Genomic DNA, 22447 nt, shown 5'->3' on the forward strand with positions numbered 1-22447 from the left:
CCTGAGACTTGATGGGAGACCGATGCACGCGGGTTGCCCAGTCGAGCCGGAGCACTCCGTCGCGATGAGCGGAATCAAGCCGCCCGCGGGGGCTTTGCTGACGTTGGCCATAGAAAACTCATCAGCAGGGGGAACCGGGGAGTCTTCGAAGGCGGTGGTGACGGTGCGGTCGACGATGCCGAAGCCGGTGGGCGCGAACACCGTGGTGTCGGTGTCGTCTACAGCGACTGGCGTCACGCTCTGCCAACCGAACCTGAGGTCCACGAGCGTGGTGAACGCTGACCCGTACACGGTGACCAGTGTGTCGGGCATCCGCCGGTTTGGCTATACGCCCCAAGTGATTAGCGGAGGCAGAGTACGTGAATGGGTTGGCCGCAGTGCCCTGAAACTTGCCCGCTGAGGTGGTGACCGTGATGTTCACCATGCCGAAGCCGCTGAGCGCATACAGCTGGACCTCGGTGGCGGCGACAGCGACCGGCGTCACGCTGGACCAGCCGAAGTCGAGGGCCCCCAGTGGGGTGAACGCTGGCCCGAAGACGGTGACAAGTGCCCCGGGCATGCCCTGGTTTGGGTATACGGTCTGAATGACCGACGAAGACAGGTAGGTGAACCCTTCTGCGTCGCTGACTGGAGACGTTCCGGCTGGGCTCGTGGCCGTGACATCCACGGTGCCGACGACGACTCCGTTGGGTGCATGTAGCTGTATTCGCGCGCCGATAACGGCAACGAAAGACTCACTGACCGGCCCAAAACTAAAGTCGACGAGCCAGCGAATCCAGTGCCGGTCGCGACCGCGAAATCCCCAGCCAGCCCTTGCACGGGGCTCACCCCGCTGATGACCGTGGACCTTAAGGTAGGCGAACTGGCCAGCCCCAGTAGGCGCGGAAGTGCGGGCCGGGATAGTGGTGGTAAGGTCCACTGTTCCACCCCCTGCTGACACGGCGTACCCGATCTGCGTATTGCTAATCCTCGTGTTCTTGGGCATCTGCGTCCCGACGCCACGATGCGTGGCGCTAGTGAACCCGGTGCCCGTGATGGTCAGCGCGTCCCCGGCAAGGCCCTGACTCCGAATCACCGCATTCACCTGTGGAATGGGGATGTAGGTGAATTGGTCAGCCAGGGTTAGCGCCGCCGTGCCTGTCGGGGTGCTAACGGGGATGTCAACCGTACCGGAGCTGGGTCGTACGACCACCTTACATCCGTCTCCGAAGTGGAGATGATGACGGCATACGTGGCGCCAAACCGCTGTCCCAGGTCCCTGCCACGGGCGGGAACTCGGTGAGTCGCCGCGGCAGGCTTAGCGTCATGGCAGCCTTCCGGGTCAAGCGGCGCGAGGCGCCGTGCGACCGCAGTGGGGTCAACAGGCGCCGGCGGTGCGCATCGCCGCTGAGGTCCGATGGGTTTACACGTAGGTGAACTCGTCGGCGACCGTGATAGGGGAGGACCCAACGGCGGTGGTGACGGTGATGTCGACGGTGCCAAAGCCGCTGGGCGCGTACACCTGGATTTCAGTGTCGGCGACGCCGGCCGGGTTGGCGCTTTGCCAGCCGAAACTGATGTTGACCAGCGGGGTGAAGCCGCTGCCATAGACGGTGACGAGGGTTCCGGCGCTGCCCTGGTTCGGATATACGCCGCTGATCACGGGTGGGCTCAGGTAGGTGAACTCGTCCCCTGGGGTGATGGGGGACGTGCCGACGGCGGTGGTCGCGGTGATGTCGACGGTCCCGGACCCGCTGGGCGCGTACACCTGGATTTCAGTGTCGGCGACACCGACTGGGTTGACGCTTTGCCAGCCAAAACTAAGGTTGACCAGGCCGGAGAAGCCCGTGCCGTAGATCGTAACGAGAGTGCCGGGCGTCCCCCGATTCGGGTAGACGCCGGTGATGACGGGCGCGGCAAGGTACGTGAACTCGTCCGCGGGAGTAATCGGGGACGTGCCCGCGCGTGTCGTCACCGTGACGTCGACAGTACCTACGAAACCGTCAGGCGCGTTTGCCTGGATTTGAGTGGGAGTAACGGAGAGTGCCATGGCGTTGACCGAGCCGAAATTCACGCTGAGCGGCTCGGTAAATCCGGATCCGGTTACGGCGACAGGATTGCCAGCCACACCCTGACTAGGACTGACGCCGGTGACAGTCGGGGCGACTAGGTAGGTGAATTCGCCCGCCGGTGTGAGCGGGGATGTGCCCGCGCGGTTTGTGACGGTAACATTCACGGTACCGCCGAAGCCGCTAGGCGCGTTCACTTGGAAATCCGTGTCGGTGACGTTGAACGGGGAAACGCTCATCGGGCCGAAACTGACGTTGACGAGGCCGTTGAACCCTGTGCCTGTCGCGGTCACCACGTCTCCCTGAAGCCCTTCCGCCGGGCTGATGCTCATGACCTGCGGAACCTCCAGATAGGTAAAGTGGCTGGTCGCGGTGACCGGCGAAATGCCTGCCGGGTTTGCCACGGTCACGTCGACGGTGCCGGCTCCAGGCGGCACAATCAGCTTCAATTCCGTGTCGCTGAGGACGTCGGGGTTGACACTCTGGGGCCCGACACTAACGTCGGTCGCACCGAGGAAACCGCCGCCGATGACGCCGAGCGTGTCTCCGGCGAGGCCCTGGGTGGGGACGACTGCGGTCACCTGGGGAACCGGAATGTAGGAAAACTGGCCCGACGAGGTGATGGCCGACGTGCCCGCGGGGGTGCTCACGGTCACGTCCACGGTGCCCATCCCGGCGGGCACCACCACGTCGATCTCAGTGTCCGTGTAGTAGGTGACTGCGGCCGACGTGCCGCCGAACCGCACGGTGCTGACTCCGCCCAGCCCCATGCCCGTGATGGTGACGGTGGTGCCCGCTAGCCCGCTGTTCGGGGACACACCGTTCACCACCGGAACCGTCGGAACCCACGTGGACCACAGGCACCAGCTAACGAAAAACGCGTCCGACTGTGTGGAGATGCTGAATGTCCACGTCTTCGGCTCGGTGCCGAATTGGGCGAACACGAAGTCGACCGATATGCCGGGCAGCGGAAGCAGTGCTGACTTCTCCTCCCCGGTGTCTGCGCGGACTTTCACCGTGGTGCCGACAACGTTGGCGTTCGTGATCTCGAAGTGCATGCCCTGCCCGCCGCGGACCTGGAGCGTGGTGTCGGCATTCCAAATACCCTCGGCCAAATACTTGCGGCCCTGGCCGTCGATTGGATCGCACGACATTTGCGATTCCCTTCGGTTCCCTACTGAGCGAGGTCCGCCGAGCGGCTGACGCGGGGCTGTTGCGGCTTGCTAGGTTAGCCAAATTCTTCCGGAGCCGAGCCTTTCAGTCGGGGCAGCCGATTGCAGCGGCCATATGACTGAGGGAGTTGAGGCGCACGTGCTAGGAGATCTCGCGCTAGCTCATTCCCGCCGACGGAGAGGGCGGCCGTCGAGGTTGGCACAAGACGAACCGCATCCCGCCCTCGAGTAGCCGCTATCGTCAAGAGTCGTGGCACTACAATGGCGCGGAGTTCCTCCCCCGGGAGACCTCCGGCGGAACCGCTCACTCGTAGACGGGGTTAAGGGCTCCGACAGCGAAGCAGAATGTGTCTTGCGTGTCCACAAGACGCTCGTACCGCTCGATCACCTGAGTTTGCCGGTGCCGGAATGCCAGGCGAACGGCGACCATGCGGCGTCCAGCGCGCGTCAGGCGGCGAGCGCTGACCTCGACGAGGCTCTTGCCGTCCTGAAGGGCGGTCCAAATGAGCGAGTAGATGGCGGGGTCTTTGAGGGCAACGTAGTTGCGGGCGCGGTCCTCGTCGCGGAAGCCGGTCGCACCGCTACGCTGGGTTAGCCGGAGGAAGGTCTCCCGGATGACGCTCTGCCAGCGGGGGTCGTCCCCGGTCCTGGCCGCGGCGCCGGCGCCGGCGCCGGAAGCAGTGTCGCTCAAAGGGGGGACGTCACCAGTCGGATCTTCCTCGACATGGTCCAAGGTGGTCTGACTGCGCTGGTCGTGCTGCTCTCCGAGGCTGGTCACCAACTCGTTCAGGCCGAACGAGAGGATTTGGATCGTGGCCACGCCGGGAAGGTCGGGAAGCCAGCAGCCAGCGAAAGTGTTTCGGGACGCTGCCTCGCCGATGAGGACCTGCACGGTGCCCTCATTGTCCGGGCCGAGCGCGTCGATCAACTCGTCGAGCTCGGCGTCGTGGCGTGGCAGCACCTGGCAGACGTCGACGGACTGGACAGCGAACGTCCAGCACACCTGCCGCGCGAGATACCGGTTGTCGGAATCGGCGAGGACGTCCCGAAGGTCCCGGCTCGTGACGATCGCGTCGGGGTCCACTCCGGCGGCCTCGGCATACTCGCGTTGCAACCCCAGGGTGGGAAAGTGCGCGCGCAGGCGACCGACGGCAAGTAGCGGGCCGCTCGCGGCGGGCCAGTCCGTGCCGAGTCCCTGGGCCTGTGCAGCAGTCGTGCCCTGAATTCCAGTTGGCTGCCCGCAGGTGGCGCACGCGACTCCGGGGCTACCGGTGACTGCGGGTGCGGAAGCCGGGTGCACGTGGGGAGCCGGAGCTCCCGGAAGCCCGGCACCGGGCGGTCCGCTCGTCGGTTGGGACATGATCAAGGGGAGCGGGGTCAGTTCTGCGGCCGCGCCGGTCGAACCAGCCACCGTCGGGTCAGACATTTGGTCCTCCTGCCGCGCGCGACGACGATGATGTCCTTGCACGCGCCCTTAGGAGCGTGGCGTGAACTGCATGAACGCATTTAGGCGTGCGGCCCGCCGCTCGCACTCGCCGCACGGCCTCACCCCCACCGCCGTCGTGACCCGCTTCACCACATCACCCAGGCCCACAGGCTGGTCGACCACGAAGCGGGGCAGCCGAGCTCGGTGACGTGCGTTCGACCTTGCCTTGCGGTGCTCCCGGTCGTCGGCCCCCTGACGGTTCATGCCGCCGCACAGTAGCGACGAAGTGCGATATGCGTAAGTCCCACATCGGAAAGGTCGTCGACCCGGCGCTGCCGATGATGCCTCATGCAGCGCCAGCGCCGTGCCGCTGGCGAGGAGCCGGGCCACCGTTTTCAGCGCGTCCGCCAGCGTTGTCGCCACCCAGGCATGGAATGCGCACGACCCTGGTGAGGTAGTCTGGTGGTGGTCGCCCGGGCTCTATGGACAGCATCTGGACAGGTCGAACGACCGCGCGCCACATGGAGGGGGCATAAGGGCCCTGTCGTGAGCTTGCCTCACCGCTCTACGATCCGATCGCCGGTGGGTTATAGTTCCTGGCGACTCGATTCGGAGCGGCCACCGGGTGGTCGCCGTCCGATTCACCGTACCTGACCGACAGACGCAGATGTTCGAGCGGTACCACGCGCTGGTGGGTACCACCAATCTGTTCTGCTTCAAGGCCGCGCCGTTGACCGGCAGTTACGACTGATCGGATTCGGCCTGCAGTCGGGAACGGAGGTCGCCCGAGATGCTCACGCTTCCCCGGCTACTGAACGAAACCGTTGTGTTGCGCGAAGCCGACTTCGTCCGCGTCGTCACCGTGAACCGGCCGACGGGCGGCCCGTCGCCTGCTGCGTCTGCCGCGTGGCCCCCCCCCCCCCCCCCCCCCCGGCGGAACGCAGAACATGTGAGTACATTTATTGTAATGACTGCGACAATACCTGCCGCAGGATGTGTACGCAGGTGTGTTGCGTAGAAGAAGGCGACTGCACCACCAAGAACGTGATGGTGTCGTGCTGCGACGGGCCCAAAGAAATATGCTGCGACGGAGTCTGTGTTCGACCACTGTCTGACTCCCGGCACTGTGGTGGCTGCGGGCGCGAATGCCCGCCCGGCTCCCCGCGCTGCTGCGGGGGTGAGTGCATCAACCTGGCCGACGACCGCCGCCATTGCGGGGACTGCTTTACCGCGTGCGCGGAGCGCCGCCACTGCGAAAACTGACAGTGCCTCTGCGATTCCCCGTACACCGACTGTGGCAATTACTGTGCCGACCTTCAGACCGACAAAAAATTGTGGTAAGTGCAGGCTAGCCTGCAGTGACCCGAAGATGACCGGGTGTCAAGACGGTGCCTGCATGTGCCCTGACCCCATGTCCAACTGCAACGGTGCGTGCGTCGACCGACTTAGCGACGCCGAGCACTGCGGCGGACCCGAGCCATGCGGCACCCGGTGCACCGGCGGACGGGTCTGCCGCGACGGGAACTGTGTCTGCCCATTGCACGAGTGCAACGGCGTCTGCGTCGACCTGCAAACAGATGAGAACAACTGCAAGACTTGCGGAAGGCGATGCCCCCGCCGACCGGCAATGCATCGACGGTGAATGCAAGTGCCCACCGCCGCAGCAAGAATGCCCGCCCGGCCCAAACAGTCCCTGCTACAACGGAATGACCGATCCCGCGCATTGCGGCAACTGCACGACCGTGTGCCGTGGTGGTATGACCTGCCAGTCCGGAGTGTGCGCCTGTCCGTCCGGGCAAATAAACTGCGGTGGCCTCTGCAAGGAGTGCCCCGAACCAGTGTACCTCTCCCCGTTGGGCTGGGTTTCAACGCGCACGCCCGGCAGGTGCACCCCCGGCACTACTGATTGCGCACCCCTCACCGACTCGGTCGTCGCATACACCACCTCTACAGGATGCGCTGACACGATGCTGGTCAAACATTCCAGCGAAGCCGAGGCGATTGCTTATGTCAGAGGAAAGTATGGCGGAGCAGGCACTGTCCAGCAGGTGGTGGACCCTAATCTTCAGTCCTTTTGGCAGCAGGGCAGATGCAACAACGCGACCAGCAAGGGGTTGTCGGCGGCGTCGGCGGCGCGCTGCGAGACGAGTAGCGGATACGGGCCAGCAATACCGGGGTTCTGTGCCCAGTGCGTCTATGGAACAAACTGCTGGAATCAGGCCACCGGTAGCGGGGTATGCGTAGACACGCACTTTGACTCGCGGAACTGTGGAGGTTGCGGAACGCCGTGCCCCGCCGATTATCCCTACTGCTGCTATGGAGTCTGCATCTCTGACCCTTCTCGTTGCTACTAGCACATTGTTGCGGCGCGAACTGTTCGTACTTACCTCGTCGAGAATGAGCGGAAGCTCGCCGTCATGACCGCTTGCAGCCCTCTGGACAGTGGCGGCCGAGTGATGCACTTTCGAAATTGCCAATCCAAACATGGTGACACGGCGTTCAGGATCACTGCGGACGCCTGCGTGGTGCACAACGGGGCACTGCCCGTCCCAGGCATGTCCGTCGACTACGTATTCGACGACTTCGGTGCGGGTCCCAAAGACTCGACGTTCGATGTGGCGAAAGTGAGCGTTCCGCTCGCCCCGCCTAACCGCACATCGGTGACGCCGCCGTTGCCTGTACCCGTGACGAGGATCCGGTCCCCCGGCACCCCTTGCAGCGGCGTCACGTGCTGCACCACCGGCACGCTCGGCACCCGTCCACCAGAGGCACCAATCCAAGACGAACGCGTCGGAGTCCGTTCGGGTTGACGCGTTGCCATCCGAAACTCACGTCAGTGGCACCGGTGAACCCGCGGACGAGCACGGTGACCTCATCGCCGGCCAGACCACGGGTCGGATACACCCCGGTGACCGCGGCACCGGGGGGTAGGCCGGGTGTTCGGTGTGCTGATGAGCTTGGAACGGGCCGCGGCCGGCCCGGTCGAACATCGTCGCGGCCAGGGCCCCCGAAGTGCACCGAGAGATGCCGCCGAGAACCATGCCGACCGCCCCGCCCACCCGGCGTGGACCAGCGGCGCAGCCCGACGGCGCGGCCGTCGGTGGCGGGGGTAGCCGGCGATGAGGTGCCCATGGCAATTGCGGTTCCGGGGGCGGGGGAGACCTCTCACGTTCATACCTGCTGAGGACACGGATCCGGCGCGCTGCGCGTCGGTTAAGCGGTCTCCGCGTGATGCCACGACGGTGGCCAGAGCGCGGCGTACAGGCTCATCCGCAGAGGTTCGCTGACGACCGCACCCTCAATTGACCTGCGAAGATGAACGTCCGCGGACCTGCGCGGACCCCTACCAGCCGCCCTGGCAGTGTGGGCGGTAGCGTAACGATCGGAAGCACCTGAACGGTCTTGGCCTCCTCAAGCAACTGTGGACCGCCCGGCGTCGCGGTTGGGAAGCGGCTGCTTACGAGGTCTCCTCGATTCGCAGCTTCAGCTTGACCACCTCCGCAGCCTCGACACCAGCCCAACCGAGGCTGAAGGCGAGCGTGAAGCATCCCTCCAGAGCGCTCATCAAAGACCGCGTCGCGAGCACCTCCTCAGGGGTGCCTGTGTCGGCGTGCTTGATGTGCTGCAACTCCGTCCGAATCACCGAGATGGCCGTGCCGGTCAACAGGGTGAATGGCGAGCGCTGCTCAACCGGGCGGCCCGCGTGCACGAAGCACATCGCCTCGCCGCGCTTAGTCGGCATCTCTGTCCCGTCCCTGACGTACGTCAGGGACGGCATGTCGGAAAGGTTGGCCTTGACCCAGGCGAGACCCTCAGCCTTCGTAAAGGCCATCCGCATGAGGCGGTCGATCAGCTCGATCAGCGAGTTCGCAGCCTGTGAGGCACCGTCCTCGGAGACCTCGAGCACCGTCCGCGCGCCAGACATCTTCCGGACGCATACATCGCTCAGCTCGGCAAGGACTGCCTTGGACTTGCCAGCGACGACCTGGCGAAGGTTGTCAATGGACTCCTCGATCACCTTCAGCGTGAGCGGCCCCTCGTCCTCGGGGACAGTCAGAAGCTCTTCAGTCAGATCGAACTGGAACGCCTGCTGCAACCAGTCGTCGAGCGACACCAACATGTTGAGTGCTCGACCGGGACCGAAGTTCTCGACGGACAGGGCCGACAGCTGATCCGGGCTTAGAACGTTCGCTGCGTCCTCGATGGCCACGGCATACGGCAAGAGCGCGTGGTTGAGCCGGCGCATTGCCAAGGCGAGGACTCGGAGGTCCGATTGCAGGGCCCGCTTGAGCCGAAAGTAGACCGCTGCGCCCAACAGACGTTGCAGGAAATCCTGGGCCGTCGTCTGCTTCAGATGCTTGGTCCAGTACTCGACCACACCGTCCTTGTTCCCGCGAAGTAGTTCAAAGCCTCGAGGAACTCCGGGTCGATGTGATCGAACGACTCAGGGTTTCCCAAGATCTGGTTTAGGACGTCACCGAGTCTGTCGCTCCAGGGCCGCTTGTCGTTGTCGTCCGTCATGACGACGCATGTCATCACGACGGCGTCCCAGAACGTCAGCAGCGGGGCCGGCAGGCGCAGATCTCCGCGCAGCCGGGGACTTACCTGCCGAAGCTCCGACACCAACCGTGACTGCGTCAGCGGGACGGCAGAGGTCACTCCCTTAGGGTCGCACTGGGTGCCGACAGCTTTTCGGAGCGTGACCCTCCGCGATGGCCCTAGGCGCCTAGCACCGCTTGCGGCTTGCCGCCGCCGTGTGCTCCTCCTCGTACCCCACCGGTCGCGGCCTTTTCTGGTTGCCACCTTCACGGCTGCGTTGATCTGGTTCGAGAACCGGCGGGTCGCCCAGCTGTGGGGCAATCCGCCGGCCATGCCCATTGACGCGGCTCTCCTGCTGAGCGTCCACCCGGTCGTATGCGACTGCTTGTACGTCCCGGCCGGCCGGCGGTCGCCGCTCGGCGCGGCGTCGAACTCGCCGCGTGACCCGTTGTGGTCTTGGGGCGTGGGCGAACATGGACCTCTACCAGGCGAATGGAGCCGCCCGGGCGTGACCAATTCACGACCAATGGAGCGGAAAACACGGGTCCTCAGGGGTCTTGAAACGACCTGCCAGAGGGTCCTCCGGTGCACCTGTCCCACGAACGCCGCCGCCTGTCACCGACACCTGTCCGCGTCGCTAACTCCCCGAGATGGGCGCGCCGAGTGACAAGATGTCCGCCATGAGCGTGCTCGACCGCCAGGTCGTCACGAGAGCGCCCCTGGCGCCGGCCCTCCTCCTCCGCCTTGGCGGGCTGGCATGGGTTCCCGCCCGCTACGGGGTCATGACGACCTGGGAGGGCCCCTGGCTTGGGCTCGACTACGGCGGCTGGAACCGGCTCATGCTGGTCCCCCTGCTCCTGTTGACGTCGGGGGCTGTCGCGGCCGCTCGTGTCACCACGAGACGCCGCACTAGGATCGCCTGGGCCGTCCTGGCCACCGGCTTCGCTCTCGCCGGGACGGGGGTCGCGGTCGAGTTCGTCGTGGGCGGCGGCTTGCAGGGCGGGCCCGAGAACATTGCCGTCGCCGGATGGACGGTCTACGTGCTGGGCCAGCTCGTCACCGCGGTGGCCGCGCTCGTGCTCGCCGCCGCTCTCGCTCGCGGGGGACAGCGCGGGGCCGCCGCGGCCGCGCCGTCGCCGGGATCGCCACGCTCGCCTGGCCCGCGGTCGGCATCACGCTGAGCGTATAGCTGGCCGACCAGGCGCTGGTCGGGCTGGCCTGGGTCGCTCTCGGGGTGTTGGTCCGACGGGCGGTCAGCCGTCGTCGTCTGACGTCCCCCGGGTGAGTTCCCGCCGTGAACGACATCGGACGCGGCCACGGTCAGCGTGCTGAGCGCCGGCCAACCCGCGCTGCCTAGATCCACTCACCCGACCGGGTCAACCGAACCCTGGGCAGTCCCTATCGGCCATCGCCGGCTCTGCGCGTCGATGAGTCGCAGCCTGTGCCGGCGGCCGCCCTGCGTCTTGGCGGCTCACGCGGGGAAGGTGCGCCCGCGCCGGATACAGAAGCGCGGTCACACCGAATGCCGGACTCGAACCGGCTCGCCCCTTGCGGGGTTACACCATCCTTGCGGAGTTGCGCCTTGGTTCCCATAAGCCCTTGACGGTGTGACCGCGCCGATGATCTTGGCGCGGTGGCTGTCGCTGAAGTTGCCCTCCTGGCGAACCGGCGCTCGTGTCCTTGAGCGGCCCACGATGGGACACCCGATGAGCCCTAGAAGGGCTCCACGATGACAAGCACGGGACGGCCGTCCGTGAGGCGGTAGAGCAGGACGTCACCGGCGACGTTGCAGTCTTTGCCTTCGCCGTCACGCATCAAGGCAGCGAAGGCCGCCCGCTCATGGTCGGCGGCCCACTCAACCGTCGGACCGCACGGCCATCGCCCCAGTAGGACGTCTTTCCGTTTCGCCCAGCTCCGAGCATCCCGGAGCGTCAGCCGACGGCCGTGCGTCAACGGCTCCCCGCCGGGCGCCTTCGGGACGATCTCGCCGCCCTGCTCCGGCCAGGCCGCGTGGGGAGAGTCCTCCGGTCCGTCCACTCCAGCAGGCTAGCTCCGCGGAGCGCGCTCGCATGGGGGTCGCCCACGGCGCATGGAAGAGCCAGCCGCTAGCTTCGCGTCGCGCCTTCTGGTCGCAGCTTTGTCTCAGAGCGGCCCATTAACGGTCACCTCGTGCGATCGGCCCGGAGACGTTGAGGCAGCAGTCGGGAATCTAGGAACTCGACCCCGAGTAGCCGGCCTTCGGGGTCGAAGTCCAAGACGACGTCGCCGATGCCCTGAACCGGGTTCCCGACGACCCGCTGGTTGACGGCCGCTCCCGGCGCGATGTCCGCCAGATACAGGTAGCCAGCATCGGTCTCGCCGTCCCAGGTCAACCGCAGCGTCACTGGCTCGTCGCGGTGACCCTACAGATCTGTCATGGCCGCATGATCTCGCGCTGACCCAATGACTCAACCGGCGACCTGCTGCTGCCCCATAGCGGCCCAATTTACGGACACTCGTGGGTTGGCTCGGCGGCGTTGCGGCTCTGACACGATGTCGGGGTGCTGACGCGAGAGCTTGACGCGCGACTGGACGCCTTCGACCGCGGATCTCTGATTCTTCGTCGCGATGGAGAGACCGCCGGGCACGTCGCAACGACGTTGTCCGAGTTCTGGTCCCCAGGGCGACCGCTCACCATGCAGCAGTCCGGCTGGCTGGTCGTCGTTTGGGCCGATGGAGCGAAGGAGTTGGCGGTCGAGGACTACCCGCCGTGGTCGCTCGTCCGGGAAATTTGGGACGGCAACTTCGTCTGGCCAGGTCGCGAACCTCGTAGCGGCGAGTACGCAGCGGAGTGCTCCCCCAGGAAGAGAGCGAAGACCGTTGGGCGGCGCTTGGGGTAACCCTTGACGACTTCTGATCCGGGTCGGCCGACCCTCAGAGGAGGGCTTGCACAGACCGCCATGCATGCTGAAGGACCGCCGAGGAATGTGTCCCTGAGGCCGCCTTCTGGGACACCGAGCATCGGCTGCCCCCTGGGTCGCGATGCACCTGCCTCGGATGGCGTCGCCGTCGGGGACACGCCCGAGCGCGGGAGAGAAGTACAGCAACGCGGTTCGAACGATGCTGTACCGGACGGAACGGCAGCGAATGCCGCAGCGGCCTGACCTGCGTAAACGTGACATCGGTGGACGGGGATGAACCCATCGAATGTGACTGGGGGTCAGGAGGGTCGCCGGCGGATGTCTGGGCTGTGACTGAAGAGGAGGTCCCGGGGACGCGCCGGGGGTCAACCGGCCTGGCAGCCCTCGATCGAGCACCGCTTGTGACGCAGATTCCGGTTCGGGTTGTGGGCCTTACGGACGGCCTCCGGATTGCCGTTCTTGACGATCTCGCGCATCTTAGTGAACGCCATGTCCGAGTAGGCCCGGTGTTTCGTCTTGCCGTACTCGAACTCCTTGAAGCACTTCGGGTCCTTGTCGATCGCCAGGTGATCGCGCAGGGCGGTGGCCGCGTTCGGGGTGATGCCCAGGTCCCGAGCCAGGTCGGTCTTGGACCGCGAGTACCGGGCGTGGAGGTCGACCTCGCGGATGGCGGCGGCGTCCTGCGAGCCGTCATCCGGGACGAAGGTGACCGGCGCGCCTTCACCCTTCTTGTCGAAGTGCACGGAGACGTTGAGGCCGGTGCCCTCGACGTCGGCGGCCAGTCCCTCCAGCTTGGGGAAGACGTCCGCTCGCTTCTTGCCCGCGCGGATGCCCTTCTCCACGCGCCGGACGTCGGTGTCGGACACGCGGGCATCGGGTTCCTGGTGCGCCTCCATCGCCAGCAGCGTTCGGATGCGAGCACGGGCCTGGTCGCTCGCCCGGCGGCCCGGCTTGAGCAGTGCCGCGATCTGCGTGAACTCGTCGTCCAGGAGCAGTGCGAGCTCCTTCGGCGGGTCGGTGGAGATGGGCAAGACCCGGTTCGGTAGGAAGCTGGCCAGGCGCTCGTTGAACACTTGGTCCAGGAGCTCATCGAAGATCGTGATGCTGGCTCGGGCGTAGCGGTACAGGAGCTGCTCGCTCACCTCGTTGAACCAGTGCTGCTCGCTGTCGCGCAAAAGCCTCGATTGCGCGGAGCGTCCCTGCGTCGTCCGCCGAGAGCTTGATGACCGAGTGGTTCTGCGCCTGGTTGATGCACGCGCCGAAGGTGATGGAGCGCCCGGACTTCTTCTCGAAGACCTTGACGCGGTGCTGGACGAGCGCCGACTTGAGGAGCATCTCGAAGGCGTGCCGGGAGACCGAGGAGTACCTGGGTCTCCCGGCCTACGTTGGACACGTCGTTGAACGCCCTCGTTGCCACCGTCATCGAGCTGATGGCCTTGTCGTGCAGCACCTGGGCATCCCGTCTCACCCGCGCATCGTGAATGCCCGCGCCAGAGCGATCAACCGGATACGGGACGGGGGCGTTCTGTCGGCATCTGGAAGCGTCGGCGACCTCGCCGCGGTCTCGGGCGAGAAGGGTGACCGCGGTGGTAGGGCGCCGCCGGCGCCTTCGCGCCCACGACGAGCCGGTCGTCGGCGACGCACCAGTTCACCGGCCTGGCCGCGCAGCCGACAGGAGCGCGTCGCAGCAGTCGTCGAGCGCCCCGCGGGTAGGGCGCCTCGACCGACAGGCGGGCTTCGGGCTGGCGGACGATTGCGTTGCTCGCGGTAACCAGGCGCTTGGCCGTGGCGATGCCCGCCTCGGGGGTGGCGACGGCGTCGCCGCCGCCGTGAATCCTTCAGCATCCAGGGCACACGCTGACGGGGGGCGCGGGCGCACGACCACCAAGCGCGGCGGGGAGCCATCGCGGCGGGTGGCCCAGCGCTGGGCCACCTCGATGCCGCCGCGGACCCGATAGGCCGACGGCGCAATCTGCACCGAAGAATCACCCAAGGACCACTAGAGAAGATCCGGAGATCCGCAGCGATGCTCCGGGTGTCGTGCGCGCGGCGGCCTGGTTCACAGGGTGCCGATGCGTCCACAGACTGCCGACCCCGCCCCAAGGCGCCGCTTCATACCTGTAGGTCCGGATCAGACCTACTATCGCGCGACGTCCCACGTCGGCACACGCGGCGGCAGACGTCCCGAGGAGGTCCGGGATGGGGAGACCACGGCGGCGACAGGCGGGGGAGGGCGGCATCAGTGAGTACCAGACCAAGGCCGGACCGCGCTTTCTGATCAAGTACACCGCCCTACGGGAGGACGGCACTCAACGTGTCGTGCTGAAGCGGGGCTTCACGACGCGGAAGGAGGCCGCTGCGGCTCTGCGCGCGCAGGTTCACAAGGTCGAGCCGGGGGAGTGGGTCGACCCGTCGAAGCAGCGCCTCGACGCTTACCTGGCCGAGTGGATCAAGACCCAGCGGTTGATCCCGGCCACGCTGTCGTCCTACCGGAAGAACATCCGCCTGCACATCGGCCCCTACCTCGGTGCCCAACCGGTCGCCCGGCTCACCGGGGCCGCAGTGGACGCCTGGATGCGGCAACTCGAGGTGTCCGGCCGGGCGGACGGCCAGGGCGGCCTGTCCGCACGCACCACGAGGTACGTCTTCACGATCCTGCGCGCGGCGCTGGGCGACGCGGTGAAACAGGGACGGCTGGCGAGGAACCCGACCGACCGGTCCACGCCACCGAGCCTGTCGGAGGCCCGGCCCCCAGAAATGCAAGCGTGGACCGCGCCGGAGCTTGGCCGGTTCCTCCACTGGGCCGACGCCTACGACCGGGACCTCGCCATGGCCTGGCGGCTGCTAGCGGCCACCGGGATGCGTCGCGGTGAGGCACTGCCCTCCGCTGGCGCGACGTCGATCTGGATGCCAGCAGGGTCGCGGTCCGGCGCAGCGTCGGGGTGGTCAAGAACAAGGGCGCCGGCGAGCAACTGGTCGAAGGCCCGACGAAGACCCGCCAGTCGCGTGTCGTCGACCTCGACGCGGGCACCGTGGCCGCGCTGCGCGCCTACCGGGCCGCCCGCGGATCGCTCGCCTTGGAGCTCGTGCGCGACCCGGCGCTCGTCCTCAGCGACCTCGAGGGCACCCACCGGCACCCGGAACGGTTCTCCGGCCACTTCGCCGGCCAGGTCGCGCGAGCCCGGAAGGCGCTGGGGGAGGACCAGCTGCCGAAGATCAGGCTGCACGACCTCCGGCACACCCACGCGACCCTGCTGCTCGCCGATGGCGTGCCGCTGAAGGTGGTCTCGGAGCGTCTGGGGCACGCCAGCGCCACGATCACGCTCACCGTCTACCAGCACGTCCACCCAGGCATGGGTCGCCAGGCGGCGGACCGCTTCGCCGCGCTGCTCGACGGCTGATCCAGCCGCGAAGTATCACGCCGGTATCACGAGGCCCTGTTGACCTTGAAACCAAAGCGCCCCAGGCCTCTGACCTGCAGAGACCCGGGGCGATGCGGTGTCCGAGGGGGGACTTGAACCCCCACGCCCGATAAAGGGCACTAGCACCTCAAGCTAGCGCGTCTGCCATTCCGCCACCCGGACAGGTGGGCGTCCCGCGAGGAGCGCCGTGGACGAGCATAACGGAGCCTCCCGGCGGCCCGGTACGGCCCCCGGTGGCAGGATCGGCGGCATGTCGCAGCCCTCGACCACCCCCCTCGCCGGCGCCCAGCAGGAGGTCGCCGAGCTGCTCTCCGACCTCATCCGGATCGACACCACCAACACCGGTGACACCGCCACCAGCGCCGGGGAGCGGGCCGCGGCCGAGTGGGTCGCCGGCAAGCTCGACGAGGTCGGCATCGCGAGCACCATCCACGAGTCCGAGCCCGGCCGGGCCAGCCTGGTGGCCCGGATCGAGGGCACGAACCGCGACCGGCCCGCCCTGCTGGTGCACGGCCACCTCGACGTCGTCCCCGCCGACCCCACCGAGTGGAGCGTCCACCCGTTCAGCGGCGAGGAGCGCGACGGCTACGTCTGGGGCCGCGGCGCGGTCGACATGAAGGACATGGACGCGATGACCCTCGCGCTGGTCCGCGACTGGGCCCGCACCGGCGTCCGGCCCGACCGCGACATCGTGCTCGCCTTCGTGGCCGACGAGGAGGCCGGCGGCCGCAAGGGCGCCCACTACATGGTCGACCACCATGCCGACCTCTTCGAGGGCTGCACCGAGGCGATCAGCGAGGTCGGCGGCTTCAGCATCACCGTCCGCGACGACCTGCGCCTCTACCTCGTGCAGACCGCCGAGAAGGGCCTGGCCTGGATGAAGCTCACCGCCCAGGGCCGACCCGGGCACGGCTCCTTCGTCCACGACGACAACGCCGTCACCCGGCTGGCCGACGCGGTCTCCCGGATCGGCTCCACCCGGCTGCCGACCGTGCTCACCCCGCCGATGCGCGAGTTCCTCGACGCGGTCGGCGACGCCTACGGCATCGACATCGACCCGGACTCACCCGAGGAGGCCCTCGCCCGCCTCGGCAGCATCAGCCGCATGATCGGCGCGGCGCTCCGCAACACCGCCAACCCCACGATGCTCGACGCCGGCTACAAGGCCAACGTCATCCCCGGCACCGCCAGCGCCACTGTCGACGGCCGCTTCCTGTTCGGGCAGGAGGAGGTCTTCGAGAAGCAGCTCGACGAGTTGATCGGCGAGGGCGTCCAGCGCGAGTGGCTGGTCCACGACCAGGCGGTGGAGACGACGTTCGACGGGCCCACCGTCGACCTCATGGTCGAGGCGCTGAAGGCCGAGGACGAGGGCGCCCGCCCGGTGCCCTTCACCATGAGCGGCGGCACCGACGCCAAGAGCTTCGAGACCCTGGGGATGCGCTGCTTCGGCTTCTCCCCGCTGAAGCTGCCCGCCGACCTGGACTTCGCCTCGCTGTTCCACGGCATCGACGAGCGGATCTCCGTGGACTCCCTGCACTTCGGCATCCGGGTCCTCGACCGGTTCCTGCGGAAGGTGTGACGAGATGACCGACAGCACCCCCGCCCCGGGCAGCGTCGCCCTCGTCACCGGCGGCGCCGGCGGCTTCGGCCGGGCCCTGGCCGGGCTGCTGCGCGAGCGCGAGGTCACCGTCGTCCTCGCCGACCTCGACAGCGAGCCCGCCCGGCAGACCGCAGCTGACCTCGGCGCGCACTTCGCCGCCCTGGACGTCACCGACCGGGCGGCCAACGCCGCGGTCGTGGCGCAGGTGGAGGCCGAGCACAGCCGGCTGGACGCCGCCTTCCTCAACGCCGGCATCGCCGGGCACTCGCGCGACACCCTGGACGTCGACGAGTTCCTCCGGGTCGTCGACGTCGACCTGTTCGGCGTCGTCTACGGCACCGAGGCGGCCCTGCCGGCGCTGCGCCGGGCCGGCGGCGGCTCCCTCGTGGTGACCGCGTCGCTGGCCGGGCTCTCCCCGATGGCCACCGACCCCGGGTACAGCGTGGCCAAGGGCGGCGCGGTGGCCTTCGTCCGGTCGATGGCCCCGCGGCTGGCGGCCCAGGGCATCACCATCTCGGCCATCTGCCCCGGCTTCGCCGACACCGCGATCATCGACCCGCTCCGCGAGGAGTTCGACTCCGCCGGCTTCCCGGTGCTCACCGCCGGCGAGGTGGCCGAGGCGATGCTCGCGGCCTGGGCGGGCGCCGAGCCGGGCGCGGCCTACGTCGTGCAGCCCGGGGTCGGCGCGATCCCGTACCGGTTCAAGGGCGTCCCGGCGGCCCGGACGGCGACGGGGGAGACCGCCGTCGTCCCGGAGGCGCTGCGGCCGCCGTCCATGCGCTGAGCCCGGCTCAGCAGACCCGGACGGCCAGGACGGCGACGTCGTCGTCCCGCCGGCCGGTCACGTCGGCCAGCAGGGCGTCGCACAGGTCGTCCAGCGGCTTGCCGGCGAGGTCCCCCAGCGCCCGCACCAGCCAGCCGGTGCCCTCGTCCAGGCAGTCGCCGCGCCGCTCCACCAGGCCGTCGGTGTAGAGGACGACGGTATCCCCGGGCCCGAGGGCCACCTCGTGCTCCGTGCGGACCGCCGGGCCGGGCACGCCGAGCAGCCGGTTGACCGGGCGGTCCAGCACCGTGACGCGCCCGTCGGCGTGCAGCAGCACCGGGGGCGGGTGCCCGGCGTCGGACCACCGGAGCCGGGCTCCGCCGGTGGGCTCGGGGCGGAGGGTGGCCACCACCACGGTGATCAGGGTGTCGACGCCCAGGTGCTGCAACGTGCCGTCCAGCCGGTCGAGCACCTCCGCGGGGGACTCCGGCACGGTGTGCGCGATGCCCCGCAGCACGCCGTGCGCCTGGGCCATGGTCGCCGCCGCGGTCACGTCGTGCCCGGCGACGTCCCCGATCACCAGCACGGTGGAGCCGTCCGGGAGGCTGAAGGCGTCGTACCAGTCACCGCCTACCCGGGCGTGCCGGACGGCGGGGACGTACCGCGCGGTCATCTCCAGGCCGGGCACCGCCGGGGGCGGGGTGAGCAGGCTGCGCTGCAGGTCGGCCGCCAGCTGCACCGCAGCGCGCGAGGTCGCCGCCCCGGCGCTGAGGCGGGCCAGCACGGCCTCGCGCCGCAACCGCAGGGTGCAGGCGACCAGCGCCAGCGCGCCGGCCACCGTGATGCCGAACAGCCGCAGCGTCTGGGCGAGCAGCGCCTCGGGCCGGTACTGGTCGCCGTGGAGGCCCAGCACGGCGGCCGCTCCCAGGGCGACCAGCGCGTACGCCGCCGTGACGCGCCGTCCCAGCACGGTCGCCGCCACCAGCGGGGCCATCGCCAGCAGCCCGATGACCGGCTGCCGCGGGCCGCTGACCAGGTCGAGCGCGGCGCAGAACGCCAGGACGCCGATCGGGAGCAGGTGCCGCCTGCTCACCCTCCGGGTCACGGGGCACCTCGCATCCTGCCCACCGTCCCGCGAACCCGGCGCGACCGCCAGCCTGCTGTGACCCTTGGGGCGGACGGGCCCACCGATGCCCGTGGAGCCCGTGTACCGCCGTCCCGGTGGCTCTGGCAGGGTCGGGCGCATGCGCGCATGGCGAGTCCACAGCCTCGGTGACCCGGCCGAGGTCATGTCCCTCGACGAGGTCGACCAGCCGACCCCGGGGGAGGGGCAGGTGCTGGTGAAGGTGCTGGCCGCGGGGCTGAACTTCCCCGACGTGCTGATGGCCAAGGGGCAGTACCAGGAGCGCCCGCCACTGCCCTTCACGCCGGGCTTCGAGCTGTGCGGGGAGGTCGTCGGCACCGGGCAGCGGGTCCTCGGGGCCCCCGCCGGCGGCCCGGGCGCGTTCGCCGAGTACGCGCTGATGGACGCCGCCGCGGCCTGGCCGGTCCCCGACGGCATGTCCGACGAGCAGGCGGCGTCGCTGTACCTGACCTACCAGACCGGCTACGTCGGCCTGCACCGCCGGGCGGCCCTGCAGGCGGGGGAGTGGCTGCTGGTGCACGCCGGCGCCGGGGGCGTCGGAACGGCGGCCATCCAGCTGGGCAAGGCCGCCGGTGCGAAGGTCATCGCCACCGCGGGCGGTGCGCACAAGACGCAGGTCTGCACCGACCTGGGCGCCGACCACGTCATCGACTACACGACCGAGGACTTCGTGCCGGTCGTCAAGGAGCTCACCGGCGGGCACGGCGCCGACGTCGTCTACGACCCGGTCGGTGGCGACGTCTTCGACGCCTCCCGCAAGTGCATCGCCTTCGAGGGCCGGCTGGTCGTCGTCGGCTTCACCAGCGGCCGCATCCCCTCCGCTCCGGCCAACCACGTGCTGGTGAAGAACTACAGCGTCGTCGGGCTGCACTGGGGCCTGTACCGCACGCACGACCCGGCCCGGATCGGCATGGTCCACGAGGAGCTGTGCCGGCTGTTCGCCGACGGCGCCATCTCCCCGCTCGTCGGCCAGGTGCTGCCGCTGTCCGACGCCCCCCGGGCGATGGCCGCCATCGCCGACCGCGGCACGGTCGGCAAGGTCGTCCTCACCCCCTGACGCCGGAGCGCCGTCCCGGGACGACCCGGGACGGCACCACGCGGCCCCCAGTCGACCGTTATCCCCAACTCAGCGTTGACGGCTCGACGGAGCGGCCGGCGGACAGGAGAGCCGTGCGTCTCAGGCGCTGGTGAGACGACGGACGGACTCGACTTCGTCCACCAGGGCTGAGCTGGCCGCGTCCGCGCGCAGCCGGGCACCCAGCTCCTCGGCGGCGCGCCGGTAGGACGGGTCCTCCAGCAGCCGGCGCACCGCGGCCGCGATCTGCTGGACCGACGCCGACGGCTTCAGCCCGATGACCGCGCCGTGCCGCGCTGCCCGGACCACGTTGTCGGCCTGGTCCCGGCCCATCGGCAGGCACAGCGCGGGCACCCCGGCGGCCAGCGCCTTGACCAGGGTGCCGTGCCCGGCGTGGGTGACGACGACGGACGCGGCCGGGAACAGCTGTCCGTGCGGAGCCGACCGGACGACGTCGACGTGCGCCGTCCCCGGGACCTCCGCCGGGTCCAGGGCCGGGCCGGTCGTCACCACGCCGCGCACCGGCAGGGTGTCCAGGGCCGCGACGATCCGGCGGAGCGCGTCGGCCTGCTGCATGTACGTGCTGGACAGGCCGACCACGACCAGCGGCTCGTCGCCCTCGGGCAGCGGGTACGGCTCGGTCCACGCCGGGTCGTCGAGGACCGGGCCGACGTACCGCACGTTGCCCGGCAGGACGGCGGGCAGGTCGAGGGCCGGGGAGGTGAGCACCAGCACCCGGGCGGCACGGTCCCACTGCCCCCAGACGTCGTCGAGCGGGTCCAGCCCCAGCGCGGTGCGTGCGGCGTTGAGCGGCGGCAGGTTGCGGTTCCACAGCGCGGCGGCCAGTGCCCCGAACGCCCGGTCCCGGGCCCGGCCCAGCGGACCGCGGGCCGGGGACAGCCCGCTGCCGAACGGCGGCAGGCCCGGCGCCGGCCGCGAGTAGACGTTGGACACCAGGACGACGGCCGGCACCCCCATCGACTCGGCGCCCACCAGCGCGCCGAGCAGGGGACCGCTGCTGACCACCACGTCGGCCGGCCGGTCGGCGAGGGCCTCCCGGACGTCGGCGGCGTACCGCGCGGCGGGCCCGGTGATCATGCGGTCGGCCAGCCTGTTCAGCAGCGCGACCGGCGTCCGGCACTCCCAGTCCCGGAAGACGTCGTCCTCCAGCGCGGTCGACCGCCGGTGCGGAGCCCGGACCCAGCTGCGGAACGCCGCACCGGCGGACGCCGCCTCCGCGGCGAGCGTCGGGTCGCCGAGGACGGTGACGGTGTGCCCGCGGGCGACGAGCCGGCGGACGGCGCCCATCTCGGCGGGGACGGTGCCACCGCCGTCCCACAGGGTGACCAGACAGTGCACGGCGTGCCTCCTCAGGGGGTGGGGGCCGTCGCGAGGGCGGCCCGGAGCAGGGACTGCAGGACGGCGGTGGTCTCGGCCCGGGAGTGGCCGAGGTCGCGGCGCAGGAGCTTCCAGGTGCCGACGTCGGTGGCCGCGTAGAGCGCGGCGAGCGTGCGGCGCCGGTCCCGCGGGTCGGCGGGCAGCTGCCCGCCGAAGGTCTGCTCGAGCCAGGCGAAGTGGTGCGCCCGGGCCTGCTCCAGGCCCCGGCCCAGCGCCGGGATGCGCTCGGCGACGGCGGCGAGCCGGACGTTGGCGTCACCGAGGGACTCGTACTGGCGCATCAGGCCGCGGACGGCACCGGTCACGTCGCCGTCGGTCACCGGTCCGCGCATGGCCTCGATCTCCGGGGCCAGCACCTCCACCAGGGCCAGTAGCAGGCCCTCCTTGGAGGAGAAGTGGTTGAGCAGCGTCTGCTGGGTCACGCCGGCCTCGCCGGCCACGTCGGCGAGCCGCACCTCGTCGTAGGGCTGCTCGAAGAAGCGGCGGCGGGCGGCGGCGAGCACCCGCTCGCGGGTGCGCCCGACACCTTCGGCGCGGGCCTGCATCCGGTAGCTCCGGGTGGTGTCGGTCACACCGCGAGCGTGGACCCCGTTTGGGTCCGGGTCAAGCGGAAATTTGAGTCCGACTCAAACAGAGTGGAGGCGAGGGTCGCTCAGGTGACCAGGCCGGGCAGGTAGGACAGCCGCATCCGGCGGCGCATGACCACCTTGCGGCTGCCGTCGGCGTGCAGCTGGAGGCGGGCCAGCTCCCAGCCGCCGGTGTCGGCCTGCATGCTCATCAGCTGCGCGGCGGCCGACCGGGAGGTGCCGGGCGGGATGCGCAGCGGTGCGTACTCGTACTCGCCGGCTGAGGACACGGCGACGATTGTGCCTGTCCGGCGTCCGCTGGTCATGTGCTCCCGGTCGCCGGGCCGCCCGGCGTGTGTCGCCGCCGCGCGCCTCGGGCAGGCTGGGACGACGA

Annotated in this window: 15 protein-coding genes, 1 tRNA gene and 2 pseudogenes; 6 read left to right on the forward strand and 12 right to left on the reverse strand. The window is 69.1% G+C overall.

The genetic code is table 11. From position 1 onward, the window contains the following. Positions 1-1402: 1402 nt before the first annotated feature. The 4 genes from ACWIX6_RS11795 to ACWIX6_RS11810 all read right to left on the reverse strand — a co-directional run bounded on the left by ACWIX6_RS11795 (position 1403) and on the right by ACWIX6_RS11810 (position 9305). Complete coding sequence (locus ACWIX6_RS11795) at positions 1403-3202, reverse strand: IPT/TIG domain-containing protein (protein WP_448612618.1); 1800 nt, start codon at positions 3200-3202, stop codon at positions 1403-1405. Positions 3203-3524: 322 nt separating this feature from the next. Then, a complete protein-coding gene (locus ACWIX6_RS11800; RefSeq protein ID WP_448612619.1) occupies positions 3525-4646 on the reverse strand; it encodes a cyanobactin maturation protease PatG family protein in 1122 nt (373 codons plus the stop codon). 3457 nt (positions 4647-8103) lie between these two features. Continuing rightward, the gene (locus tag ACWIX6_RS11805) at positions 8104-9024 is read right to left on the reverse strand and encodes a hypothetical protein (RefSeq protein WP_448612620.1); all 921 of its coding nucleotides are present in this window, start codon (positions 9022-9024) and stop codon (positions 8104-8106) included. Further along, complete coding sequence (locus ACWIX6_RS11810; protein ID WP_448612621.1) at positions 8997-9305, reverse strand: hypothetical protein; 309 nt, start codon at positions 9303-9305, stop codon at positions 8997-8999. Before ACWIX6_RS11810 ends, ACWIX6_RS11805 begins: the two co-directional genes overlap by 28 nt. Before the next feature lie 560 nt (positions 9306-9865). On the opposite strand from ACWIX6_RS11810, the gene ACWIX6_RS11815 reads away from it, so the two are divergent. After that, positions 9866-10366 (forward strand): hypothetical protein, encoded by a 501-nt coding sequence (locus ACWIX6_RS11815; RefSeq protein WP_448612622.1) that lies wholly within the window; start codon positions 9866-9868, stop codon positions 10364-10366. 532 nt (positions 10367-10898) lie between these two features. Here the strand turns inward: ACWIX6_RS11815 and ACWIX6_RS11820 are convergent. From ACWIX6_RS11820 to ACWIX6_RS11830, 3 genes are all read right to left on the reverse strand, one after another. Next, the gene (locus ACWIX6_RS11820) at positions 10899-11222 is read right to left on the reverse strand and encodes a hypothetical protein (protein WP_448612623.1); all 324 of its coding nucleotides are present in this window, start codon (positions 11220-11222) and stop codon (positions 10899-10901) included. Positions 11223-11347: 125 nt separating this feature from the next. Beyond that, positions 11348-11569, reverse strand: coding sequence for a DUF2283 domain-containing protein (locus tag ACWIX6_RS11825; protein WP_448612624.1), 222 nt, complete (start codon positions 11567-11569; stop codon positions 11348-11350). Positions 11570-12450: 881 nt separating this feature from the next. Next, positions 12451-13227: a hypothetical protein gene (locus ACWIX6_RS11830; RefSeq protein ID WP_448612625.1), complete on the reverse strand. Its 777-nt coding sequence runs from the start codon at positions 13225-13227 to the stop codon at positions 12451-12453. 1057 nt (positions 13228-14284) lie between these two features. On the opposite strand from ACWIX6_RS11830, the pseudogene ACWIX6_RS11835 reads away from it, so the two are divergent. Both ACWIX6_RS11835 and ACWIX6_RS11840 read left to right on the forward strand, forming a co-directional pair. Beyond that, positions 14285-14647, forward strand: a pseudogene (locus ACWIX6_RS11835) (tyrosine-type recombinase/integrase); the annotation flags it as partial. A 332-nt stretch (positions 14648-14979) separates the two neighbouring features. Further along, a pseudogene (locus ACWIX6_RS11840) lies at positions 14980-15486 on the forward strand (site-specific integrase); the annotation flags it as partial. Between the two features lie 98 nt (positions 15487-15584). On the opposite strand, the gene ACWIX6_RS11845 reads toward ACWIX6_RS11840, so the two are convergent. Beyond that, positions 15585-15669 (reverse strand) — tRNA-Leu (locus ACWIX6_RS11845). 88 nt (positions 15670-15757) lie between these two features. On the opposite strand from ACWIX6_RS11845, the gene ACWIX6_RS11850 reads away from it, so the two are divergent. Together ACWIX6_RS11850 and ACWIX6_RS11855 are read left to right on the forward strand one after the other, a co-directional pair. Continuing rightward, a complete protein-coding gene (locus ACWIX6_RS11850; RefSeq protein ID WP_448612626.1) occupies positions 15758-17086 on the forward strand; it encodes a M20/M25/M40 family metallo-hydrolase in 1329 nt (442 codons plus the stop codon). Positions 17087-17090: 4 nt separating this feature from the next. Beyond that, on the forward strand, positions 17091-17891 hold the full coding sequence (locus tag ACWIX6_RS11855) for an SDR family oxidoreductase (RefSeq protein WP_448612627.1): 801 nt from the start codon (positions 17091-17093) through the stop codon (positions 17889-17891). Positions 17892-17898: 7 nt separating this feature from the next. On the opposite strand, the gene ACWIX6_RS11860 is transcribed toward ACWIX6_RS11855, so the two are convergent. Then, on the reverse strand, positions 17899-18975 hold the full coding sequence (locus tag ACWIX6_RS11860; protein WP_448612628.1) for a PP2C family protein-serine/threonine phosphatase: 1077 nt from the start codon (positions 18973-18975) through the stop codon (positions 17899-17901). A 139-nt stretch (positions 18976-19114) separates the two neighbouring features. Between ACWIX6_RS11860 and ACWIX6_RS11865 the strand changes: the two genes are divergently transcribed. Then, entirely contained in the window at positions 19115-20071 is a 957-nt protein-coding gene (locus ACWIX6_RS11865) for an NADPH:quinone oxidoreductase family protein (protein ID WP_448612629.1), read from the forward strand. 120 nt (positions 20072-20191) lie between these two features. Here the strand turns inward: ACWIX6_RS11865 and ACWIX6_RS11870 are convergent, their stop codons facing one another. From ACWIX6_RS11870 to ACWIX6_RS11880, 3 genes are all read right to left on the reverse strand, one after another. After that, the gene (locus ACWIX6_RS11870; RefSeq protein ID WP_448612630.1) at positions 20192-21448 is read right to left on the reverse strand and encodes a nucleotide disphospho-sugar-binding domain-containing protein; all 1257 of its coding nucleotides are present in this window, start codon (positions 21446-21448) and stop codon (positions 20192-20194) included. Positions 21449-21459: 11 nt separating this feature from the next. Beyond that, positions 21460-22059 carry a TetR/AcrR family transcriptional regulator gene (locus ACWIX6_RS11875; protein WP_448612631.1) on the reverse strand — a complete coding sequence of 200 codons (600 nt, stop codon included), beginning with the start codon at positions 22057-22059 and terminating at the stop codon, positions 21460-21462. A gap of 80 nt (positions 22060-22139) precedes the next feature. Next, positions 22140-22343, reverse strand: a complete 204-nt coding sequence (locus ACWIX6_RS11880; protein WP_448612632.1) for a DUF5703 family protein — start codon at positions 22341-22343, stop codon at positions 22140-22142. Positions 22344-22447 lie beyond the last annotated feature (104 nt).

This window comes from Modestobacter sp. URMC 112 (genome assembly GCF_053502575.1).